Source organism: Treponema sp. OMZ 906 (genome assembly GCF_024181185.1).
In the GTDB taxonomy this organism is placed as follows: Bacteria; Spirochaetota; Spirochaetia; order Treponematales; family Treponemataceae; genus Treponema.
The window spans coordinates 690,956-707,996 of the sequence record NZ_CP051196.1; the positions used below are offsets into that span (position 1 = coordinate 690,956).

The window sequence follows — 17,041 nt, forward strand, 5'->3', positions numbered from 1 at the left end:
CACCTTCTTTAAAATTGAACAGCTAAACAAAATATCAATTTTGGAAGCTGTTCAATTCTGCCGTTTTGTAACAAAGTAAAAAACGGCATACAATAAAGCGATGTTTGCCGAAAGGCAAACTCGTTTTGTTTTAAGCGGCACCATTTGTACCGCTTAAAACAAACATTCCTTAAAAGAAAACTCTATCGGCCTTGAAAAATCCTTTCGCTCTTCCAAACCTTTTACATGACCAAGATTATTCACTGAACCGCAGATATTCTTCAAATAAAAAACTTTGAACAACGGATGTTCTTGATTGTTATTGTAAAGTTCTCGAACAATCTTGCTTTTTTGCATTATTGCCTTTTTAATCCCGCGGATTTCTTCACTTTCTGCCGGAAATACAACTTCTGCACTGAACCGAATCCACGCTGTTGTAATTTCATCTTTCTGCAGACGGCTTCCGCACAAATCTATAAACGGCGATTTTTGTAATTCCGCATACATCGCCTTTTCGCTGTTTGTACAGAATCATAATTTATCATCATGCAAAATCATATACTGAACCGGACGCACTTTCGGCTTTCCGTCAAGCCCGATTGTAGCCATATACTGTAAGCCTATTTCATCAAGATATGCTGCGATATTGTTTATACTTAGTTTCCTTTCCATTACAACCTCATTAAAAATGCCCGGTTTCTGTGTAAGTTATTCGAACAGTTGTTCTAATTAACTTACATCTATAATATACAACAAATCGCTTGTAATGTCAATAGAACTTCTGATTTTTTATGAAAAAAAATCGAAATTTAACACGATTTTTATGCAAAACACTACTAATTGCGTAAAATATTTCTATTTCAATCTGTTTTGAAAACCGTGTTATGTATTTTTTTCTTTCACTGCCTCAATTTTCAATTCATTCTCTAATTCCTCAATGCTATGATGATGATCATGTTTTGAATCAGAAATAAAGTGATTATGTAAATGAGAATGGGATATTGTATGGGTATGCGTTATGCCGTGATGTGTATGTGTAAATGTATGCCTATGTCCGTGCAAATGTTCTTTAATTAATGTATCATACACTATAAAAAAAGTGCCTATAATCATTACAACTAACGCCGATATATATTTAATTGATATGCTCTCTTTTAATAATATAAATGCCAAAAATGTTCCTATGAATGGTGCAAGCGAATAATATGCACTTGCTTTAGCTGCACCCAAGTATTTTTGAGCACGAATGTATGTAAAAATACTTAATCCGTAGGCTACAAATCCTAACAATAATGCGAAAGGAATATATTTAAGAGCAAAACCGATTTTACCGGAAACAAGAGCGACAATTATCGAACCAAATCCTGAACAAAGTCCTTTTATTGTTACAATCTGATATGTACTTTTATTTGATATTCTGCGGGTACAATTATTTTCTAATCCCCAGCAAATTGTTGCTCCAAGAACAAACAAAGAGCCTATGGAAAAATTTAATCCTTCAATATTTTCAAACGAAAGAATTATACTTGAAGCAGTAATAAAAAGAATTGCAAGCCATAATCTCCATGTCACTTTTTCCTTAAATATAATCAATGCAATTAATGCTGTAGCTACTATTTCAAAATTTCCAAGCAAAGATGCATTTGATGAAGTTCCGTATTTAACCCCAAGCATTAACAAAATTGGAGCTACAATATCAAGACCAATCATTCCCAAAGTGTACGGTAAATCAGGTTTACCAAGCCGTTCAGATTTTTGCTCTTTTTTAAAATTGAATAAATACAAAATTCCTACACCAAGTCCTGCTCCAATATAAAGAAGCCCGGCCAAAAATACAGGTGAAATATTTTGAAGGAGTATTTTAGAACAAGGAACATTCAATGCATAAAAAGCTGCAGCAGCAACTGCATAAATAATCGCGATTATATTTTTATTCATTTTCAATTAAATAATGTCCGCTTGAAGCGGGGGGTCTACATTACTTTAATTTTGAGAAAGATATTTTAATATTTTTACAGTTGGAGCATTTTCATTTCGTGTTATCAATGCAGAAACCAAAACATTTGTATCAATAACAACATATTTTTTCATTTGCCGAATACCTGTTTTCTCGTTTCAGCAATTTCTGCATTTATTTCTTCAAGCGACATTTCCGGAACATTATTGTCTTGAATACTTTTTCGAACTTGATCATATATTTTCCATCTGGTATTTTCTTCTCGCAATTCAAACGGTAATCCTCCCACAGCAATACTTTTCTTGAAAAAAATTCTTATTGCAGTCGGTAAATCCAACCCTAAATTTTCATATATTCTTGAAACATCTTCTTTAATTTCGGAATCGACTTTTAGCTGTACTAATGTTGCATTTGTCATAAAAATCTCCATATCTATGCATACTTCAGTATTATTATAGCATTATTTTTTAATATAATCAAATGGTAAAAGGAAAAAGTTGCCCACTGGGCAATCCGTCTAACATCCGCTTAATCTGCAAATGGGCTTGACCCGTTTGTCAGCGTTGAAGCGGGTGTTAGATTTTCTTTTGAATTCCAACAATTTTCCAAAACCCATTGTTAAAACTTGGGATAGCAACATCATCCGTTTTTGATTCATATATTAATCTAAATGTTAATGAGTTTGAATCTGTATCTACATATACTTCAGTTATTGCTGGTGCTTCATTAACTATCTTTGTAAAATGAAATACCTTATAAACCATATTACTATATTCTTGCTTTATACTAGGTATTTTTGCTTGACCTGAATAAAAATAACGTTTCCAGAATAATTCCGAAAGAGCTTTGTAATTTCTCTTTTCGAGGTATCGAAAAAATTGAAGCACGACATATTCCGGTTCATCTTTCTCTATTTTAGATGGATTTACATTGATGAATTGAATATCTTCGACTGAATATTGCTTCGCTTTCCATTTTTCCAGTTCTTCTTTTACAAGATTATTTTTCTTTATTCTTAATAAGATATCCATGAAATCTGGAGGAATATTATCAGCTATAAACTTACTATGTCGTTCTTTTTCAGAGAGCTTTGCTTGTGCCCAGTCGCGAATTACAAATAAATAGTGCCAGCATTTTAAAGCGACTTTTTTATTTGCATATCCTAAATCAAGTCCATGAAGTATACCATTTCTATAAGGCTCTTCTATTTCATCAATACGTGTTTTGAATCGTCCTTTTCTAAATACACTTTGAATGACTTCAAGTCCATTATCAATAGTAGTTATTGAATCCCATGCATCCATATCCTTATTTTCAGAATGAAAGCCTTTACCAACAACATCATTTACAATACCATCTATCATCATCAAAATAATAGGTATCATTGCATAGAATTTATTTTCTTCATAATCCATAAAAGCCGATTTAATAAGAGGTAGTCTTATGGATGTTATTTCTATACGATTAAGCAATTGTATTTCAAATTTTATTCTTTCATTATTGTAATAGTTTGAAAATTCAGCTATTGCATCAGCAAGGTTATCATTCTTAGCCAGGTCAATTTGAGTTTGCATAAAATCGGTATCCATTGAATCATATGCAATCCAGCCATATTCTGAAAAAAATAAATTAAATTCGTCTGGAATTTTCTTCATTTCAATTATTTTCTCTTTGAGTTCTTTTACTTGATTTGCTAAATATTTGACTTTTTTACTTCCACCAAATAAAAAAGGAATAAATTTAGCAACTTTTAATAGAGCTTCAAAACCATATATTTGCTCTTCTAACTTATTAAGTGACTCAGTATCGGAATATTTCATACCTTTTCCATTTTAAATATAAGTCTAACTACCGCTTAACCTGCATTTGCGGCTCGTCCGCAATGTCAGGTTGAAGCGGGTGTTAGATGTTCTTAAATACAAACATTATTATTAAAATAATGACAATCAAAGGAATATAAAATAAATTTAATGTTTTTGAATAAATTGTATTTATCCAAGTATTTTTTCCATTGTTAAATTCTGATGTATTCATCGAAAAGTCACTATCTGAAGATTTTCGTACTTTATCATATAAAGAACGATATTGCCGTTCTTTACTTAAATAAAATGCATCTAAAATCCAAAAACATGGGATAATAATATAAGCAATAATTATAAATTTAATATTAGAATCCTTTGCAGCAAGACCAAAAACGGCTGCTACTATTGTTAATGTCCATCCTTTTATTAAAAAAGAACAATTTGCCATTCTCGAAATTATATTTTCTATCAGTTCTAAATGCTTCTCTTTATCCATGAATATGCCTTCCTTTATTATCAGAACCTAAATATTGATATAAATAATCTAAAGCTTTTATATTTTTAAAGCCTTTCGCTCCCCAGTCTTTTATTTCTTTAAATGTTAATGTTGGCAAATCATTTAAACTATCAACTTCATATTCCACTTTTAATGATTCCTGTGATTTCGAAAAATTCTCGACTATTCTTCTATGTTTAGCCGCAGATTTTTTTTCTATATATTTAATCATAGATAATTCTGTATAAATCCATGGAGACAATGTTTTATTTTTTACAGAGTCCTTTGGTAAAATAGAATTTGGAGTATTAAGAAAAAAAAGGCATTCTGTATTATAAATCATTTTTGTTAGTGCAACTGTTAACATCATATGAACATGGCTTGTTGAGAGATTTCGTAAATCATAATCGTATATATTTTCATTTTCAATCTTACAATACCTTTCATCAATGGCTTTTAACAATTTGTCAGAATATCCCCATATACATGAATCTATAAAACATGCTAAGTCAAGGTTTTTATATAAATAACCGGCTAAAGTCAAAACGCTATCAAAATCTTTATGTGAATGAGAAATAAAAACGTCAGCTTCTATTTGAGGAAACCAGTTTTCTGATAGTTTTGTCGCATTTATTTTTCCATTTATTGAGAAATTTTCCAAATTCGCATCAATCTTTTTTCTCATAGACTCATACATTGCTATCCCTTCGTTGAAATAATACCCATTTTTTTTTAAATTAAATTCTAATGAATAAGCTTTTACCATTTTAAAATTCTCCTTTTCGCACCGATAGGTGTCAATCTAACATCGTTTTAAACCGTAAAAACGGTTTTGCCAACGGCAAAATTGGCGCAAAAGTTGCGGTACCGAAAAGGCACGAAAAGCAGCTTTTGTGCCAAAGTTTTTATCGGTTTTGAAAACCTTGTTATGGCTCAAATATTTCTTATACAAAAATATATTTCATTTTTTTCAGAAACATTTTCTATTCTTTTAGAAGCAACTTTTCTATTTTTTATTTTCAAGTAGCGTAAAGTCGCATTTAATATAATTTGAAAATCTGGCTTGAACAGATTTTCAAATTATTTCCTTTTTTCTTCCCTGCAAGCTTGCTTACAACCTCTTCTTCGTCCAAGCCCTAAAGTTCAATTTCATAATTTCATCGAGCTTGACTCGATGAAATTATATCCCATTAATTATTTTTCTTTCTTGTAAAGGATGATTAAATCACCATCAACAAAACCAAGTCCAATGCCTTCAAATTTTTTCAAAATAGGAGAATTGTTTTCTTTATCTAAATAAATTTTTATATTTGTTTCTATTTCTTTCAATGTTTGTTTCCAATTATTTTTATTAGTAAAAAAATACATATTTTCGCCGGAACTAAATATTTCGTCACAAGCCCAATCTTCATCATCTAAATCAAAACTTTTGGTTGCTACAAATTGAATTCCATAAGTATGCGGATTTTCTTCTTCATATAAATTAAAATTTATACCTTTAGTATTTTCTGGTAACGGATTTTTTAATATTTCATCGAGCCATGAAGTGAAATTATTATAATCAAATTCTTTATAATAATTTTCTTCTTTTTTCTTTCCCCCAAAAAACATTTTAACTCCTTTCAAAGCAGGCCAGTGGCCTGTCGCCATAACATTCGCTTAACCTGCATTGCCGCAAAGGCAATGTCAGGTTGAAGCGCATGTTATACGAAATTCCTTCAAAAAAAATTATATTTTATACATATCGACAATTAAACCCAAAAATTCCAAGTCTTGTATATCGCTAGGATTTTTATAAAAAACTTGAATATTACCATCCGATTTATATATTTTTATTTTACCTCTACTACCAGATAGAGAAGGCATTTTTTTACCATCATAATATATTTCTAGATTACCGATGGAACCATGATGAGGAAGAAAGCCTCCTTTTACTCTAACCGAACATCGAGTTGAATAAACACCTTTTGCTCTTTTTTCGGCAAAAGTTAATTCTTTTTTCTCCGATTTATTCGAACTACTTTCATTTTTCACTTGAGTTGTATCTTTATTAAGTTTTCGTTTCTCTTTTTTTTCGTTTTCAGATTTTTCTTGTTTAAAATCTTTTACCTTAGTTTGATGGGTAGAGGTACTTGGAGAACTTGAACTGAAAATATTTCCGTTGTTTATAAAAATCTTCTTAAATAAATCATCTGAAGCATCATTTCTAATTTCATTTTTTATTTCTGTTTCCTTTATCTTCTTTTTACTTTTTTTATTTATCCTTTTAAGAGAAGGAACTACAAGAAAAACCACTAAAACTATAAAACAAATTACATACCAAGACATTTTATTTTTCTCCCTTTAATTTTTTATGATTGATACAAATCTTTCTATATCAAAATTTTTCATTCGTAAATCTTTTCGTAAGTACAAAGGATGCTTTGGAAATCCGGTTTTACCAATATCGAGACATTTCCATGAAGGATTATAGTTACTAACTAAGTTATAAATATCAAAAAGACATTTTCTTAGAAACTTAATATTCATTATATTACCACCAAAGGCTAATAAAATAACCGGTTTATTCATTCCTGAAATAAGTGTTTTTATTTTGCTTAAGTTTTTTTTATGTATTTCTTGATTGAATTCTTTTAAATTGTATGGTTTTGTTGCTCTTTGTGGATAGAGATTTATCATTGCAAATCCATCGAAGTTTTCTTGTTCTGCATAGTGCATTACTTTTTTCATTGTTCTATCGGGAACTTCAGAATCTGCTGTACTTGGATTAAGACCTAAAACTATAAGTTCATGTTTTCCTTTCTTTTCCAACAAATATCTATAGGACAAAGTATATTCATCAATATATTTTTGATTTTCTGAATCTCCTATTATATTTGTCCATTCCATGTTTTAACCTTTTCTTGCGCCCCAATGCGGGCGTCCGTATAACATTGTTTCGACCTTTCCTCATTATATCATAGAAACTACATGCTTTCAATCTAAACTGTTACAAGATAAGAAATTAAATCTTTCTACTATAATACCCGCCGGAACACATCATCAACAGCCAGATTAGGCCTATCTTCACTAAATGGGATAAAGGCGAATCACATTCGGTCGATAGGGCTTTGAACGCCGAGACCACCGCGGTTGAGGACGTGGGTGTAAACCATAGTGGTTGAAACATCGCTGTGACCGAGAAGTTCTTGGATGGTGCGGATATCGTAACCGGATTCCAGTAGATGTGTTGCAAATGAGTGGCGGAACGTGTGGCAGCCGATTGGCTTCGGAATACCCGACCGTAAAACAACTTCGTGCAAAGTGCGTTGAATAACCGAAGGATCAATATGATGCCGTCCCTGCTCTCCGGTTTCTTTATTCTGCCATCGGCGTGCTTGGGGAAACACCCATTGCCACGCCCACGTTTTACCTGCAGCGGGATATTTTTTTGCAAGAGCAGAAGGAAGCGGCTCTGAACCGAAACCGTCTTTGCAGTCTGCCTCATGAATGCGGCGGACATTTTCCAAATGCTTTTGCAGCGGAAATTTCAAAGATACCGGTAGCATAGTTTTACGGTCTTTTGCTCCCTTTCCGCAGTGTACCGTAATTTCATTTTTATCAAAATCAATATCCTGTACCCGTAGCCGCAGTCCTTCCATCAGCCGCATTCCCGTTCCATAAAGTATGCGGATAAAAAGACTGTAGTCATTCGTGGATAAAAGAGAGAATATCTTTGCTGTTTCCTCACGGCTCAGTACAGCAGGCAGCTTCTTAGACTTTTTAGCACGGATGATATTTTCATGAACTGCTATTTAGAATCACGGACATTCTTGTCGGAAATGATACGTTTAATATTTATTTTGTGCAGCACGAAGTAGATGCCCCTTCCGTAAGCCTTTTGAAAATAGACGCCACAGATGCTAGGAGCCTAGCCGAAATAAAGCGGAGACGTATCGGGTATACGTTGAGCATTTATTTCGGCGTAGCGACAACGCAGATGTGCCGTATATTTCAAAAGGTATGAGGGAAGGCACATTGAATAACCTCCTCCATCCTCGTAACAGGGTGGAACTGAATGCCTTTCTTTACGTGCTCGGGGATTTTTTCGAGGTCGCGGATATTTGCGGCGGGGATGATAATCTCCTTGATGCCGTTGCGGCGGGCGGCGATAGTCTTTTCTTTTAAGCCGCCGATCGGGAGTACCTGACCGGTCAGAGAGAGTTCGCCGGTCATGGCGAGTTTCGGTTTAATGACTTTACCGGACAACAGCGAAAGCAGCGCAACGGTCATTGTGATGCCGGCGGAGGGGCCGTCTTTGGGAGTTGCGCCTTCCGGAATGTGCAGGTGGATAACGTGGTTTTCAAACCACTTAACGCTTGCAATGCCATGTGCGTCGGCAAAGTGGCGCACCCATGTCCATGCAATCGATGCGGACTCCTTCATCACATTGCCCATCTGACCGGTCAGGCGGAATTGCCCCTTGCCCTTATTCGATAAGGCTTCTATCAACAGGGTATCGCCGCCCATGCTCGTCCATGCAAGCCCGATCGCCGTACCGGGGACTTTCGCGTATTTGATATCGTCGTCGCGGAAGATAGGTTTGCCGAGCATCTTTTCGATTTCGGCGGTATCCGGCGCAAACACATCTTTTTCGCCGCGCTCGCCGGTAACCAGCTCAACGGCGATCTTCCGGTGGAGCTTATCGAGGTTCTTTTCAAAGTTGCGTACTCCCGCCTCCCGCGCATAGCCGTTCGCAATATGCAGCAGTATCTGCTTGGAATATTTCACCTGCGTTTTCTTTAAGCCGTTTTTCTCAAGGCTTTTCGGCAGCAGATAGTGCCTTGCGATTTCTACCTTTTCCGAATCGATATAGCCTGCGAGTTGAATAACTTCGGCGCGGTCGAGCAGGGGACGCGGAATACCATCAAGTGTGTTCGCCGTCAGAATAAACACGATATGCGACAGGTCAAACGGCAGATCGAGGTAGTGGTCGCGGAACGAGACATTCTGTTCGGGGTCGAGCACTTCAAGCAAGGCGCTGGAAGGGTCGCCCTGATAGCTTTGCCCCATCTTATCGATTTCGTCAATCATAAAGACCGGCGCCTTTGTTTTTACGATTTTTAATCCCTGCAAAATCTTGCCGGGCATCGCGCCGATATACGTTCTGCGATGTCCTTTAATTTCAGCCTCATCCCGCATACCGCCCACCGAGAATCGGAAAAACGGTTTATTCATTGCACGGGCAATTGACTTGCCGACACTCGTTTTACCGACACCGGGCGGCCCTACCAATAAAACAATCGAGCCCTTCGTATCATTTTTCAGCTTCCGTACCGCAAGGTATTCGATAATCCGCTTCTTTACATCCTCCAGCCCGTAATGATCCGCGTCCAAAACTTTTTTCGCTTCTTCTATATTATACGCTTCCGGTTCGGGAGGATTCCACGGGAGTGTCAGCGCGGTTTCAAGATAATTCCGTCCGACAATGTATTCAGGCGAATTCGGCTCGAGGAACTTGAATTTTTCAAACTCAGCTTCTATCGTCTCTTTTACTTCACCTTCAAAATGGAAAGAGTCGATCAGCTTGCGGAATTTCTCTTCATCGGCATCCTTCGGATCGGAGCTCAAGCCCAGCTCTTTTTTGATGCTTTTGAGTTCTTCATGCAGAAAGTATTCGCGCTGATTTTTTTCAATCCGCGTATTCAGATCGGCCTGAATCTTCCGCTGAACATCGAGCAGTTCTTTTTCTTTTTTGATATGAACAAAAACTTTTTCCATCCGTTCACGGACGTTGATCGTTTCCAGTATTTTTTGCTGATCCTCTTTCGGGATGTTTAAAATGCTGGCGGTAAAGTCTGCAATCTTTCCCGGATGGTCGATATTGACAATGTTGAGCCGCATCTCTTCCGTAAAAAGCGGGTTATTTTCGGAAAGTTCTTTCATCTCTCCGATAAGCCCGCGGAGCATCGCTTTTACCTCAACCGTATTCTCTTCCTCATCTTCGAGGTACTGAACCGCTACGACAATCGGTTTTTTCTCGTTGACAACTTTGCGGATTTTGAACCGCTTTAAGGTTGAAATAAGAATATTGATCCCGCCGTCAGGCAGGTTGATTTTTTTGATAATCCTCGCCGCAGCTCCGATTTGGTATACATCAGAGGCACCCGGATCTTCCGTCTCGTTTTTTAACAGCGAGAGCCCGATAAAACCGGTACTGCCGTACGCTTCTTCGACAGAGCGGATATCATCGGCGTCGTTTATCAAAAGCGGGGTAAAAATCCCCGGATAAATAGGCCGGCCGTTCAGCGGAATAAGATTGATTTTTTTAGGCAAAAGTTCTTCGATTGGAATAACCGCCTTTGCGTCTTGTTGAGTTGACGTATCTGCCGCGTTCGGCGTATCTAAAGTCTTTGAAGTATCTGAATTCATAGCTTTAAATATCGTCATTATTCAGCGAAAAGTCAATAAATGGCCTTTTATCTCTTTAGAAAATGCGGTATACTGACCCTCATGGGGAAAAGTATCGTTTTTGTTAATCAAAAAGGCGGGGTAGGGAAGACCACTTCAGCCGTCAATATCGGCGCATACTTTGCACAGGCAGGGAAGAAAACGCTGCTTGTGGACTTTGATCCGCAGGGAAATATGTCGTCGGGCGTCGGTATTTCCAAAAAGCAGCCGAGTATTTATGATGCAATTGCCGGAAAAATTCCTATCCAAAAAACGGTCAGACCGACGGCGGTTAAGGACTTGTATGCAATCCCTGCCGATATCAATTTATCGGGTGCGACCATCGAACTGGTTGATCAGCAATCTCGAGAATTTTTTCTCCGTGACAATCTTGCGCTCCTTAAAGAAGAATACGAATATATTTTAATTGATTGCCCTCCGTCATTGGGGATTTTAACGCTGAACGGACTCGCCGCTGCGGATGAAGTGTTTATTCCGCTGCAGTGTGAGTATTTTGCGCTTGAGGGGTTAACGCTCCTTTTACAAACCGTTAAAAGAGTACAGGAAAAAATCAATCCCCGCCTTAAAATCGGCGGTATCTTTTTCACGATGTACGATTCTCGCACAAAGCTCGCGCAGGAAGTGGTGCAGCAGGTTACCGCTTATTTTAAAGACCGCGTATGCAGCACGATTATTCCGCGTAACGTCCGCCTCTCCGAAGCGCCCTCCCACGGGCTGCCCATCTGTAAGTATGACGATTCCTGCATCGGCGCCCGCAGCTATGCAAAACTCGCCCAGGAGGTGCTTGACCGTGCCTAAATCTGCACTGGGTAAAGGGCTCGACTCCTTGCTTCCTCCCGACATCACGGATTTGTACTCAAACGATGTTGCTGCACAATCTTCTGATGTACAATCGGATAACGGTTTGTCTGTAATGCAGCAGCAGGGTATGACGCAAGGGGCTGATGTGCAACAAGCCGGTACTCAAAATCGTGCCGATACGTTCGGTTCTGCTCCGGTTGAGCTTGACCCCGCGCTGTTAAAACCCAATCCATTTCAACCCCGCCGCACCTTTAACGAAGAGAGTTTGCAGGAGCTTGCCGCTTCCATCAAAGAGCACGGGATTATTCAGCCGATTATCGCGGAAAAAAACGGCGATGAATACTATATTATTGCGGGAGAGCGGAGAACGAGGGCGGCGCTTTTAGCGGGGCTTACGCGGGTTCCGGTTATCTTCCGTGAATTTGAAAATAGCAAAAAGCTTGAAATTGCGCTTATCGAAAATATCCAGCGGGAAAACCTCAATCCGATTGAAGAGGCTAAGGCATATCAGGAGATTATGCAACTGTCCAACCTCAATCAGGAGGAGACCGCCAAGCGGGTAGGGAAGAGCCGATCGGCGGTTGCCAATGCGATGCGGCTTTTACAGCTGCCCGACGAAATGCAGACGGCGCTGGAAAAAGGCTCCATTACCGCAGGTCATGCGCGGGCAATTCTCTCTCTTATCAATCCGGCGGATCAAACGCTTCTGTTTACCCGCATTACGGAGCAGTCGCTTTCGGTGCGTGAAGCGGAAATGCAGGCAGCTCAGTTGAAAAACGGCAGCCGCGCCGGACAGAAAAAATCAGCACCGCAGCCGGTAAGCCGGCCGGAAACGGATGATGCGCAGCTTGCAGTCAAAGATATTGAGCAGCAATTTATCGATGCGCTGGGTACAAAGGTTGAAATTAAAGGCGATCTTGAAAAAGGTATCGTGCATATTTCGTACTTTTCGCAGGCGGATCTTGATGCGCTATATAATAAAATTGCCGCAAAATAGTATTGCAGGAACATAACCTTCGATGGCAAACCTTTCCGATTATATAGTTTGGCGCGGCGATCTTCCCTTTGAAGTGCGCCCGTTCAATGCGGTAGATGCGCTGATTCTGTGTCAGCTTTCTTACCTTAACTTTTCCGATATTGTTCCAGCCCAATTTACCGATGGTATTACGCTGCGAGAAGCTGCCCGTATCTACGGCGCCGATTCTACGCGCGGAACTCCTGAAGAGTTCGGTGTGTTAATCAACCCGCTTACCGCCGATTTGCTCAAAACTGCTGGGGAAACGGAGCGCTTCGGTTCTATTCTTTTAAAAGGCTTTGTGAATGAGATTGACCGCAGTGCGGATAAGCAGTTTGCAGCGATTACCGCCCTGCTTCCAACGGGGGCTGTCTGTGTTGTCTATCGAGGTACGGACGATAGTATAATCGGATGGAAAGAAGACTGCCTTTTGAGCCTTTCCGCCCCCATTCCCTCTCACGCTGCAGCAGCGGATTATCTTTCGGCGGCTGCGGAAGCTGCCGTTGTGTGCGGTAGCAAAAAGCTCTATATTGCGGGGCATTCCAAGGGCGGAAACCTTGCGCTCTATGCGGCCGGGAGTGCCGCTGCTTCGATACGGGAGTGGATTGAGCGGGTGTTCTGTTTTGACGGCCCTGGCTTTGCTTTTGACATTGAACAGCGGAGCGGATTTCAAGCGATTATTCCTAAAACCTCTTCTTTTATTCCGCAGTCTTCCGTTGTCGGCGTGCTTTTATCCTATCTGCCGCATTATACCGTTATTGAAAGCGCCGAAACCAACACCTTCTGGCAGCATGATGCATTTTCTTGGCAAATTAAACGGGACGAGTTTGTAACCTATCAGCAAGGGCGGACAAAGGAAAGCTATTTTGCGGAAAAAACCATGCGGGAATGGCTTTCTCATCTTAACGATACCGATCGGAAAGAATTTATCGAAACGTTGTTTGCCGTTCTATTCGGCACCGGTGCGGAAACGCTCAGTGAATTAACGGCTAATGGACTGGGTCATTCGCTGCATATTTTAAAAGAGCTGCATACGGTAGATTCCGAGCGGCGGAGAGAGCTGTTTGCCGTTATTAAAGCATTCTTTGGGGCAGTTTATACACATTTTCCGTATCCGTAAGCCTTCATTCGTGCGAGGGGTTAATACCCCGATGCTTTGCTAATGCGGCATCTTCTATCCTGAAGGATGCAAAGCAAATCTAACCGAGCTTTTTCGGATGTCCTAGTCGTTTTCTTTCGCTAAATCAAGGCTTTCGGCATTCGGTTTGAATATCTTACTACAGATAATGAAGCAGATAAAGCTGAGTGCCAATCCCGGAATGATGGGGTCAAGACCGAAAAGCGAGGTCTTTGTTTGCTCAAGGATGATGACGACAATACTTCCGGCAATGAGCGAGGCAATAGCGCCGATGTTTGACGCCTGCTTCCAATAGTGTCCCATAACATACGGGAAAAAGGCGCCTGCCGCTCGCAGTGTAAACGAGAATAGCAGCAGTTTAATGATGCTGCCGGTGTTAAACAGTGCAATGAGCATACCGAATATGCCGACTATCAGCATAGTGATTTGCGTAACGCGCATAACTTCTTTGTTTGTCGCATTCGGTTTGATGTAAATTTTGTAGATATCGTTTCCGAATATGGAACCGGCGCCCAGTAAGTCAGAGTCGGCGCTCGACATCGTTGCAGAAATAATACCGGAAAAGAGAAGTCCGACAATCAATGCAGGCATTGTTGCCATCGCCAAATGCGGCAGCGCATATTTCGGACCTTGGCTCAGTATTATATCTCCGTCTATTTTTTTCATATTGATAAGCGCCAACGTAATGATACCGAGAAGCGTCGGAATGAAGGCATATACAAAGTTCAGTATTGCGGAAATGATTGAGCCCTGTACGGCAGCTTTTTCATCACGGGCGGCATAATAGCGAGAAACCGCTTCTTGCCCCACCGAAAACGATGCAATATACATAACGATCATCGAAATAATCGCGCCGATACCGATTCCCTTAAACGGATTGAATGTGTCGGGCGGAACATTTGCCGCAACTGCTTGCATACCGCCTGCAAGATTGAGAGAGAACGGCAGTGCAAGTGCCATACCGATGATAATCAAGAACACCTGCACAAAGTCGGTAATGGTAACGCTCCATAAACCTCCCATAATCGAATACGCGGTAACGACAATGGCAACAATGATGACCGCTACGGGATAATTGATATTCAGCATAAAAGAAACGATTGTGGCCGAAGCGATAAACTGAGAGGCCGTCAAACCGATCAATGGTAAAATCATAATAATTGCGGTAATGAGTCCTGCCGAACCGCTGTAGCGGCGTCTAAAGTATTCGGGTACGGTTTTAACCATTGTCCGGCGCAGACGGGGTGCGAATACGGCAAGCACGATATACGCAATACCCATCGTTGCAACATACCAAAATGCGCTCAATCCCCAGTTGGTGAAGGACTTCTCAGCCACACCGAGCGAGCTTCCTCCTCCGATTTCCGTCGCGGTTAATGTTCCCGCCATTAAAATCGGCCCCAGCCGCCTTCCGGCTACCATAAAATCTTCATTCGTTTTAATCTTTTTTGAAGATATCCAGCCGATAAAAAGCATCAATAAAAGATATGCGACGACAATGACCAATACCATCGTATTCATGATTCCTCCTATTTACAGACGTCTCGGCAAGTTAACTCACATTCTTAAAACGTCATAAATATATACTACTATAGTTTTTTATAATCCGCTACATTGATATTCGAGGTTTTACATATTAAACCTGCCCGGAAACTTCCGTTTCTGAACAGGGTACCTCTTCAGCCTCTTAACGTATCAATTACTTATTAGTTATCACTAAACAAGAAAATTATTGACATTTTGAGGTATTCAGTATAAAGTTTAAGATGACAGTTATCTACTGTTATAAGGAGCAAACATGTCTGGAATCATGATGGTGATCGTGTGTATTGCTCTCGTAATTATCGGTTTAATTCTTGGATGGACGATTCGCTGGCTGTATGCCAGATTTCAACTATCTGCTTCTGAACAGCGTGCAGAGCGGGTTTTACAGGAGGCTATAAAAGAGGCTGAAGCTCAAAAGAAGGATATCCTTCTTGAGGCAAAAGAACAACTTATTCGGGAAAGAAATCAACAAGAACGAGAGAACCGCGAACGGAGAAGCGACCTTCAACGGATGGAACGCCGCTTAACCCAAAAAGAAGAGCAGCTGGATAAACGGCTGGAATTGGCAGAAAAAAATGAAAAGCAACTCGTTGAGCGGAAGGATGCGCTTGACGAACGTGAAAAAGTCTTGGATGGGGAGGAAGAACGGTATAAGGAAGAGCTGGAGCGGATTTCCGGTTTAACACAGGCGCAGGCCAAGGATTTAATTATCCAGAGCCTTGCAAATGAGGCGAAGAAGGATGCGCAGGTTCTTATCAATAGAATAGAAGAAGAAGCGAACCTTACCGCTGAAAAAAAAGCGCGTGATATCTTGGTTACGACCATTCAGCGGCTGACTACGGAGACAACAAGCGATATAACCGTTTCTACGGTGAGCTTGCCGAGTGATGAAATGAAGGGGCGGATTATCGGGCGTGAGGGGCGCAATATACGTGCGCTGGAAACCTTGACCGGTGTCGATATTATTATCGATGATACGCCCGAGGCGGTGGTTATTTCCTGTTTTGATCCGGTGCGGAAGGAAATTGCCCGTATCGCATTGGAACGGCTTATCCTAGATGGCCGGATTCACCCTGCGCGAATTGAAGAAATCGTACAGAAGGTTACGCGCGAAATTTCGCAAACCGTGTATGAAGAAGGGGAAAAAGTACTCTTTGACCTCGGTATTCACGATATGGGACAGGAAATGGTGCGTGCGCTCGGCCGCCTGCATTTTAGAACGAGCTACGGACAGAACGTATTGCAGCATTCCAAAGAGGTTGCTATTTTGGCAGGTACGCTTGCCGCAGAAATCGGCGCGAATGTGGAAATCGCAAAACGCGGCGGTTTACTGCATGATATCGGTAAGGGTGCCGAAGCGGATTCGGACAAGAACCACGCCGAAGTCGGTATGGAGATGACGCGGAAGATGAGCCTCGATCCGCGTATCGTCAATGCGGTCGGTTCGCACCATAATGATATTGAGCCGTCCTGTGTGGAATCCGTACTGGTACAGATTGCCGATGCTATTTCCGCCGCACGGCCGGGCGCCCGCCGCGAAACGATGGATAACTATGTCCGCCGGCTTGAGAACCTTGAGGCAATTGCGGAAGGGTTCCAAGGCGTTGAAAAAGCGTATGCAATCCAAGCAGGCCGCGAGCTGCGGGTATTGGTAAACAATGAAAAAATACCCGACCAAGAAGTGAAGGCCTTAGGCAGGGATATTGCGAAAAAGATTGAAAACGATTTGAAGTATCCTGGCCGTATTCGGGTAACGCTCATCCGCGAAACACGTATTATCGAATACGCACGATAGCGGAAATGTTCGGTAAAGCAATTCCATTTACCGGTAATTGGTAATGAGTAGTAAAAAGCCGTC

General features: G+C 40.4%; 16 protein-coding genes and 1 pseudogene. 4 read left to right on the top strand and 13 right to left on the bottom strand.

Annotated features, from left to right (window positions below; translation table 11 throughout):
• Positions 1 to 153: 153 nt before the first annotated feature.
• The 12 genes and pseudogenes from E4N69_RS03050 to lon all read right to left on the bottom strand — a co-directional run bounded on the left by E4N69_RS03050 (position 154) and on the right by lon (position 10,663).
• Complete coding sequence (locus E4N69_RS03050) at positions 154 to 486, bottom strand: hypothetical protein (protein WP_253824471.1); 333 nt, start codon at positions 484 to 486, stop codon at positions 154 to 156.
• A 24-nt stretch (positions 487 to 510) separates the two neighbouring features.
• Positions 511 to 651 carry a hypothetical protein gene (locus E4N69_RS03055; RefSeq protein ID WP_253824472.1) on the bottom strand — a complete coding sequence of 47 codons (141 nt, stop codon included), beginning with the start codon at positions 649 to 651 and terminating at the stop codon, positions 511 to 513.
• A gap of 210 nt (positions 652 to 861) precedes the next feature.
• On the bottom strand, positions 862 to 1,917 hold the full coding sequence (locus E4N69_RS03060; RefSeq protein WP_253824473.1) for a DMT family transporter: 1,056 nt from the start codon (positions 1,915 to 1,917) through the stop codon (positions 862 to 864).
• Between the two features lie 149 nt (positions 1,918 to 2,066).
• On the bottom strand, positions 2,067 to 2,354 hold the full coding sequence (locus E4N69_RS03065) for a type II toxin-antitoxin system RelB/DinJ family antitoxin (protein ID WP_253824474.1): 288 nt from the start codon (positions 2,352 to 2,354) through the stop codon (positions 2,067 to 2,069).
• Between the two features lie 157 nt (positions 2,355 to 2,511).
• Positions 2,512 to 3,756, bottom strand: coding sequence for a hypothetical protein (locus tag E4N69_RS03070; protein WP_253824475.1), 1,245 nt, complete (start codon positions 3,754 to 3,756; stop codon positions 2,512 to 2,514).
• A gap of 82 nt (positions 3,757 to 3,838) precedes the next feature.
• Positions 3,839 to 4,234 (bottom strand): hypothetical protein, encoded by a 396-nt coding sequence (locus E4N69_RS03075; protein WP_253824476.1) that lies wholly within the window; start codon positions 4,232 to 4,234, stop codon positions 3,839 to 3,841.
• Positions 4,227 to 5,000, bottom strand: coding sequence for a hypothetical protein (locus tag E4N69_RS03080; RefSeq protein WP_253824477.1), 774 nt, complete (start codon positions 4,998 to 5,000; stop codon positions 4,227 to 4,229). The genes E4N69_RS03075 and E4N69_RS03080 overlap by 8 nt, the downstream gene beginning before the upstream one ends.
• A gap of 428 nt (positions 5,001 to 5,428) precedes the next feature.
• On the bottom strand, positions 5,429 to 5,884 hold the full coding sequence (locus E4N69_RS03085) for a hypothetical protein (RefSeq protein ID WP_253824478.1): 456 nt from the start codon (positions 5,882 to 5,884) through the stop codon (positions 5,429 to 5,431).
• A 78-nt stretch (positions 5,885 to 5,962) separates the two neighbouring features.
• A complete protein-coding gene (locus tag E4N69_RS03090; protein ID WP_253824479.1) occupies positions 5,963 to 6,562 on the bottom strand; it encodes a hypothetical protein in 600 nt (199 codons plus the stop codon).
• A gap of 15 nt (positions 6,563 to 6,577) precedes the next feature.
• Entirely contained in the window at positions 6,578 to 7,123 is a 546-nt protein-coding gene (locus E4N69_RS03095) for a DUF1643 domain-containing protein (RefSeq protein WP_253824480.1), read from the bottom strand.
• Positions 7,124 to 7,323: 200 nt separating this feature from the next.
• Positions 7,324 to 8,028: pseudogene (locus tag E4N69_RS03100) on the bottom strand (integron integrase); the annotation flags it as partial.
• Between the two features lie 199 nt (positions 8,029 to 8,227).
• Positions 8,228 to 10,663, bottom strand: coding sequence for an endopeptidase La (lon, locus tag E4N69_RS03105; protein WP_253824481.1), 2,436 nt, complete (start codon positions 10,661 to 10,663; stop codon positions 8,228 to 8,230).
• A 63-nt stretch (positions 10,664 to 10,726) separates the two neighbouring features.
• Between lon and E4N69_RS03110 the strand changes: the two genes are divergently transcribed.
• Genes E4N69_RS03110 through E4N69_RS03120 form a run of 3 tightly spaced genes read left to right on the top strand, consistent with a single transcriptional unit; the run spans position 10,727 to position 13,620 of the window.
• Positions 10,727 to 11,482: a ParA family protein gene (locus E4N69_RS03110; protein WP_162662597.1), complete on the top strand. Its 756-nt coding sequence runs from the start codon at positions 10,727 to 10,729 to the stop codon at positions 11,480 to 11,482.
• Complete coding sequence (locus tag E4N69_RS03115; RefSeq protein WP_253824482.1) at positions 11,475 to 12,482, top strand: ParB/RepB/Spo0J family partition protein; 1,008 nt, start codon at positions 11,475 to 11,477, stop codon at positions 12,480 to 12,482. Before E4N69_RS03110 ends, E4N69_RS03115 begins: the two co-directional genes overlap by 8 nt.
• Positions 12,483 to 12,504: 22 nt before the next feature.
• Positions 12,505 to 13,620, top strand: coding sequence for an Mbeg1-like protein (locus E4N69_RS03120; protein ID WP_253824483.1), 1,116 nt, complete (start codon positions 12,505 to 12,507; stop codon positions 13,618 to 13,620).
• Between the two features lie 102 nt (positions 13,621 to 13,722).
• Here E4N69_RS03120 and E4N69_RS03125 read toward each other — a convergent pair whose 3' ends face one another.
• On the bottom strand, positions 13,723 to 15,159 hold the full coding sequence (locus tag E4N69_RS03125; RefSeq protein ID WP_253824484.1) for a sodium:solute symporter family protein: 1,437 nt from the start codon (positions 15,157 to 15,159) through the stop codon (positions 13,723 to 13,725).
• A gap of 277 nt (positions 15,160 to 15,436) precedes the next feature.
• Between E4N69_RS03125 and rny the strand changes: the two genes are divergently transcribed.
• Positions 15,437 to 16,978, top strand: a complete 1,542-nt coding sequence (gene rny, locus E4N69_RS03130; protein ID WP_253824485.1) for a ribonuclease Y — start codon at positions 15,437 to 15,439, stop codon at positions 16,976 to 16,978.
• The last annotated feature ends 63 nt before the right edge of the window (positions 16,979 to 17,041 follow it).

What these genes read in the sequence shown, in the direction of transcription:
- E4N69_RS03080 (WP_253824477.1), bottom strand. Translation starts at nt 5,000, where the DNA reads ATGGTAAAAGCTTATTCATTAGAATTTAATTTAAAAAAAAATGGGTAT.
- E4N69_RS03060 (WP_253824473.1), bottom strand. Translation starts at nt 1,917, where the DNA reads ATGAATAAAAATATAATCGCGATTATTTATGCAGTTGCTGCTGCAGCT.
- E4N69_RS03075 (WP_253824476.1), bottom strand. Translation starts at nt 4,234, where the DNA reads ATGGATAAAGAGAAGCATTTAGAACTGATAGAAAATATAATTTCGAGA.
- E4N69_RS03120 (WP_253824483.1), top strand. Translation starts at nt 12,505, where the DNA reads ATGGCAAACCTTTCCGATTATATAGTTTGGCGCGGCGATCTTCCCTTT.
- E4N69_RS03085 (WP_253824478.1), bottom strand. Translation starts at nt 5,884, where the DNA reads ATGGCGACAGGCCACTGGCCTGCTTTGAAAGGAGTTAAAATGTTTTTT.
- E4N69_RS03090 (WP_253824479.1), bottom strand. Translation starts at nt 6,562, where the DNA reads ATGTCTTGGTATGTAATTTGTTTTATAGTTTTAGTGGTTTTTCTTGTA.
- E4N69_RS03070 (WP_253824475.1), bottom strand. Translation starts at nt 3,756, where the DNA reads ATGAAATATTCCGATACTGAGTCACTTAATAAGTTAGAAGAGCAAATA.
- rny (WP_253824485.1), top strand. Translation starts at nt 15,437, where the DNA reads ATGTCTGGAATCATGATGGTGATCGTGTGTATTGCTCTCGTAATTATC.
- E4N69_RS03065 (WP_253824474.1), bottom strand. Translation starts at nt 2,354, where the DNA reads ATGACAAATGCAACATTAGTACAGCTAAAAGTCGATTCCGAAATTAAA.
- E4N69_RS03125 (WP_253824484.1), bottom strand. Translation starts at nt 15,159, where the DNA reads ATGAATACGATGGTATTGGTCATTGTCGTCGCATATCTTTTATTGATG.
- E4N69_RS03095 (WP_253824480.1), bottom strand. Translation starts at nt 7,123, where the DNA reads ATGGAATGGACAAATATAATAGGAGATTCAGAAAATCAAAAATATATT.
- E4N69_RS03050 (WP_253824471.1), bottom strand. Translation starts at nt 486, where the DNA reads ATGTATGCGGAATTACAAAAATCGCCGTTTATAGATTTGTGCGGAAGC.
- lon (WP_253824481.1), bottom strand. Translation starts at nt 10,663, where the DNA reads ATGACGATATTTAAAGCTATGAATTCAGATACTTCAAAGACTTTAGAT.
- E4N69_RS03110 (WP_162662597.1), top strand. Translation starts at nt 10,727, where the DNA reads ATGGGGAAAAGTATCGTTTTTGTTAATCAAAAAGGCGGGGTAGGGAAG.
- E4N69_RS03055 (WP_253824472.1), bottom strand. Translation starts at nt 651, where the DNA reads ATGGAAAGGAAACTAAGTATAAACAATATCGCAGCATATCTTGATGAA.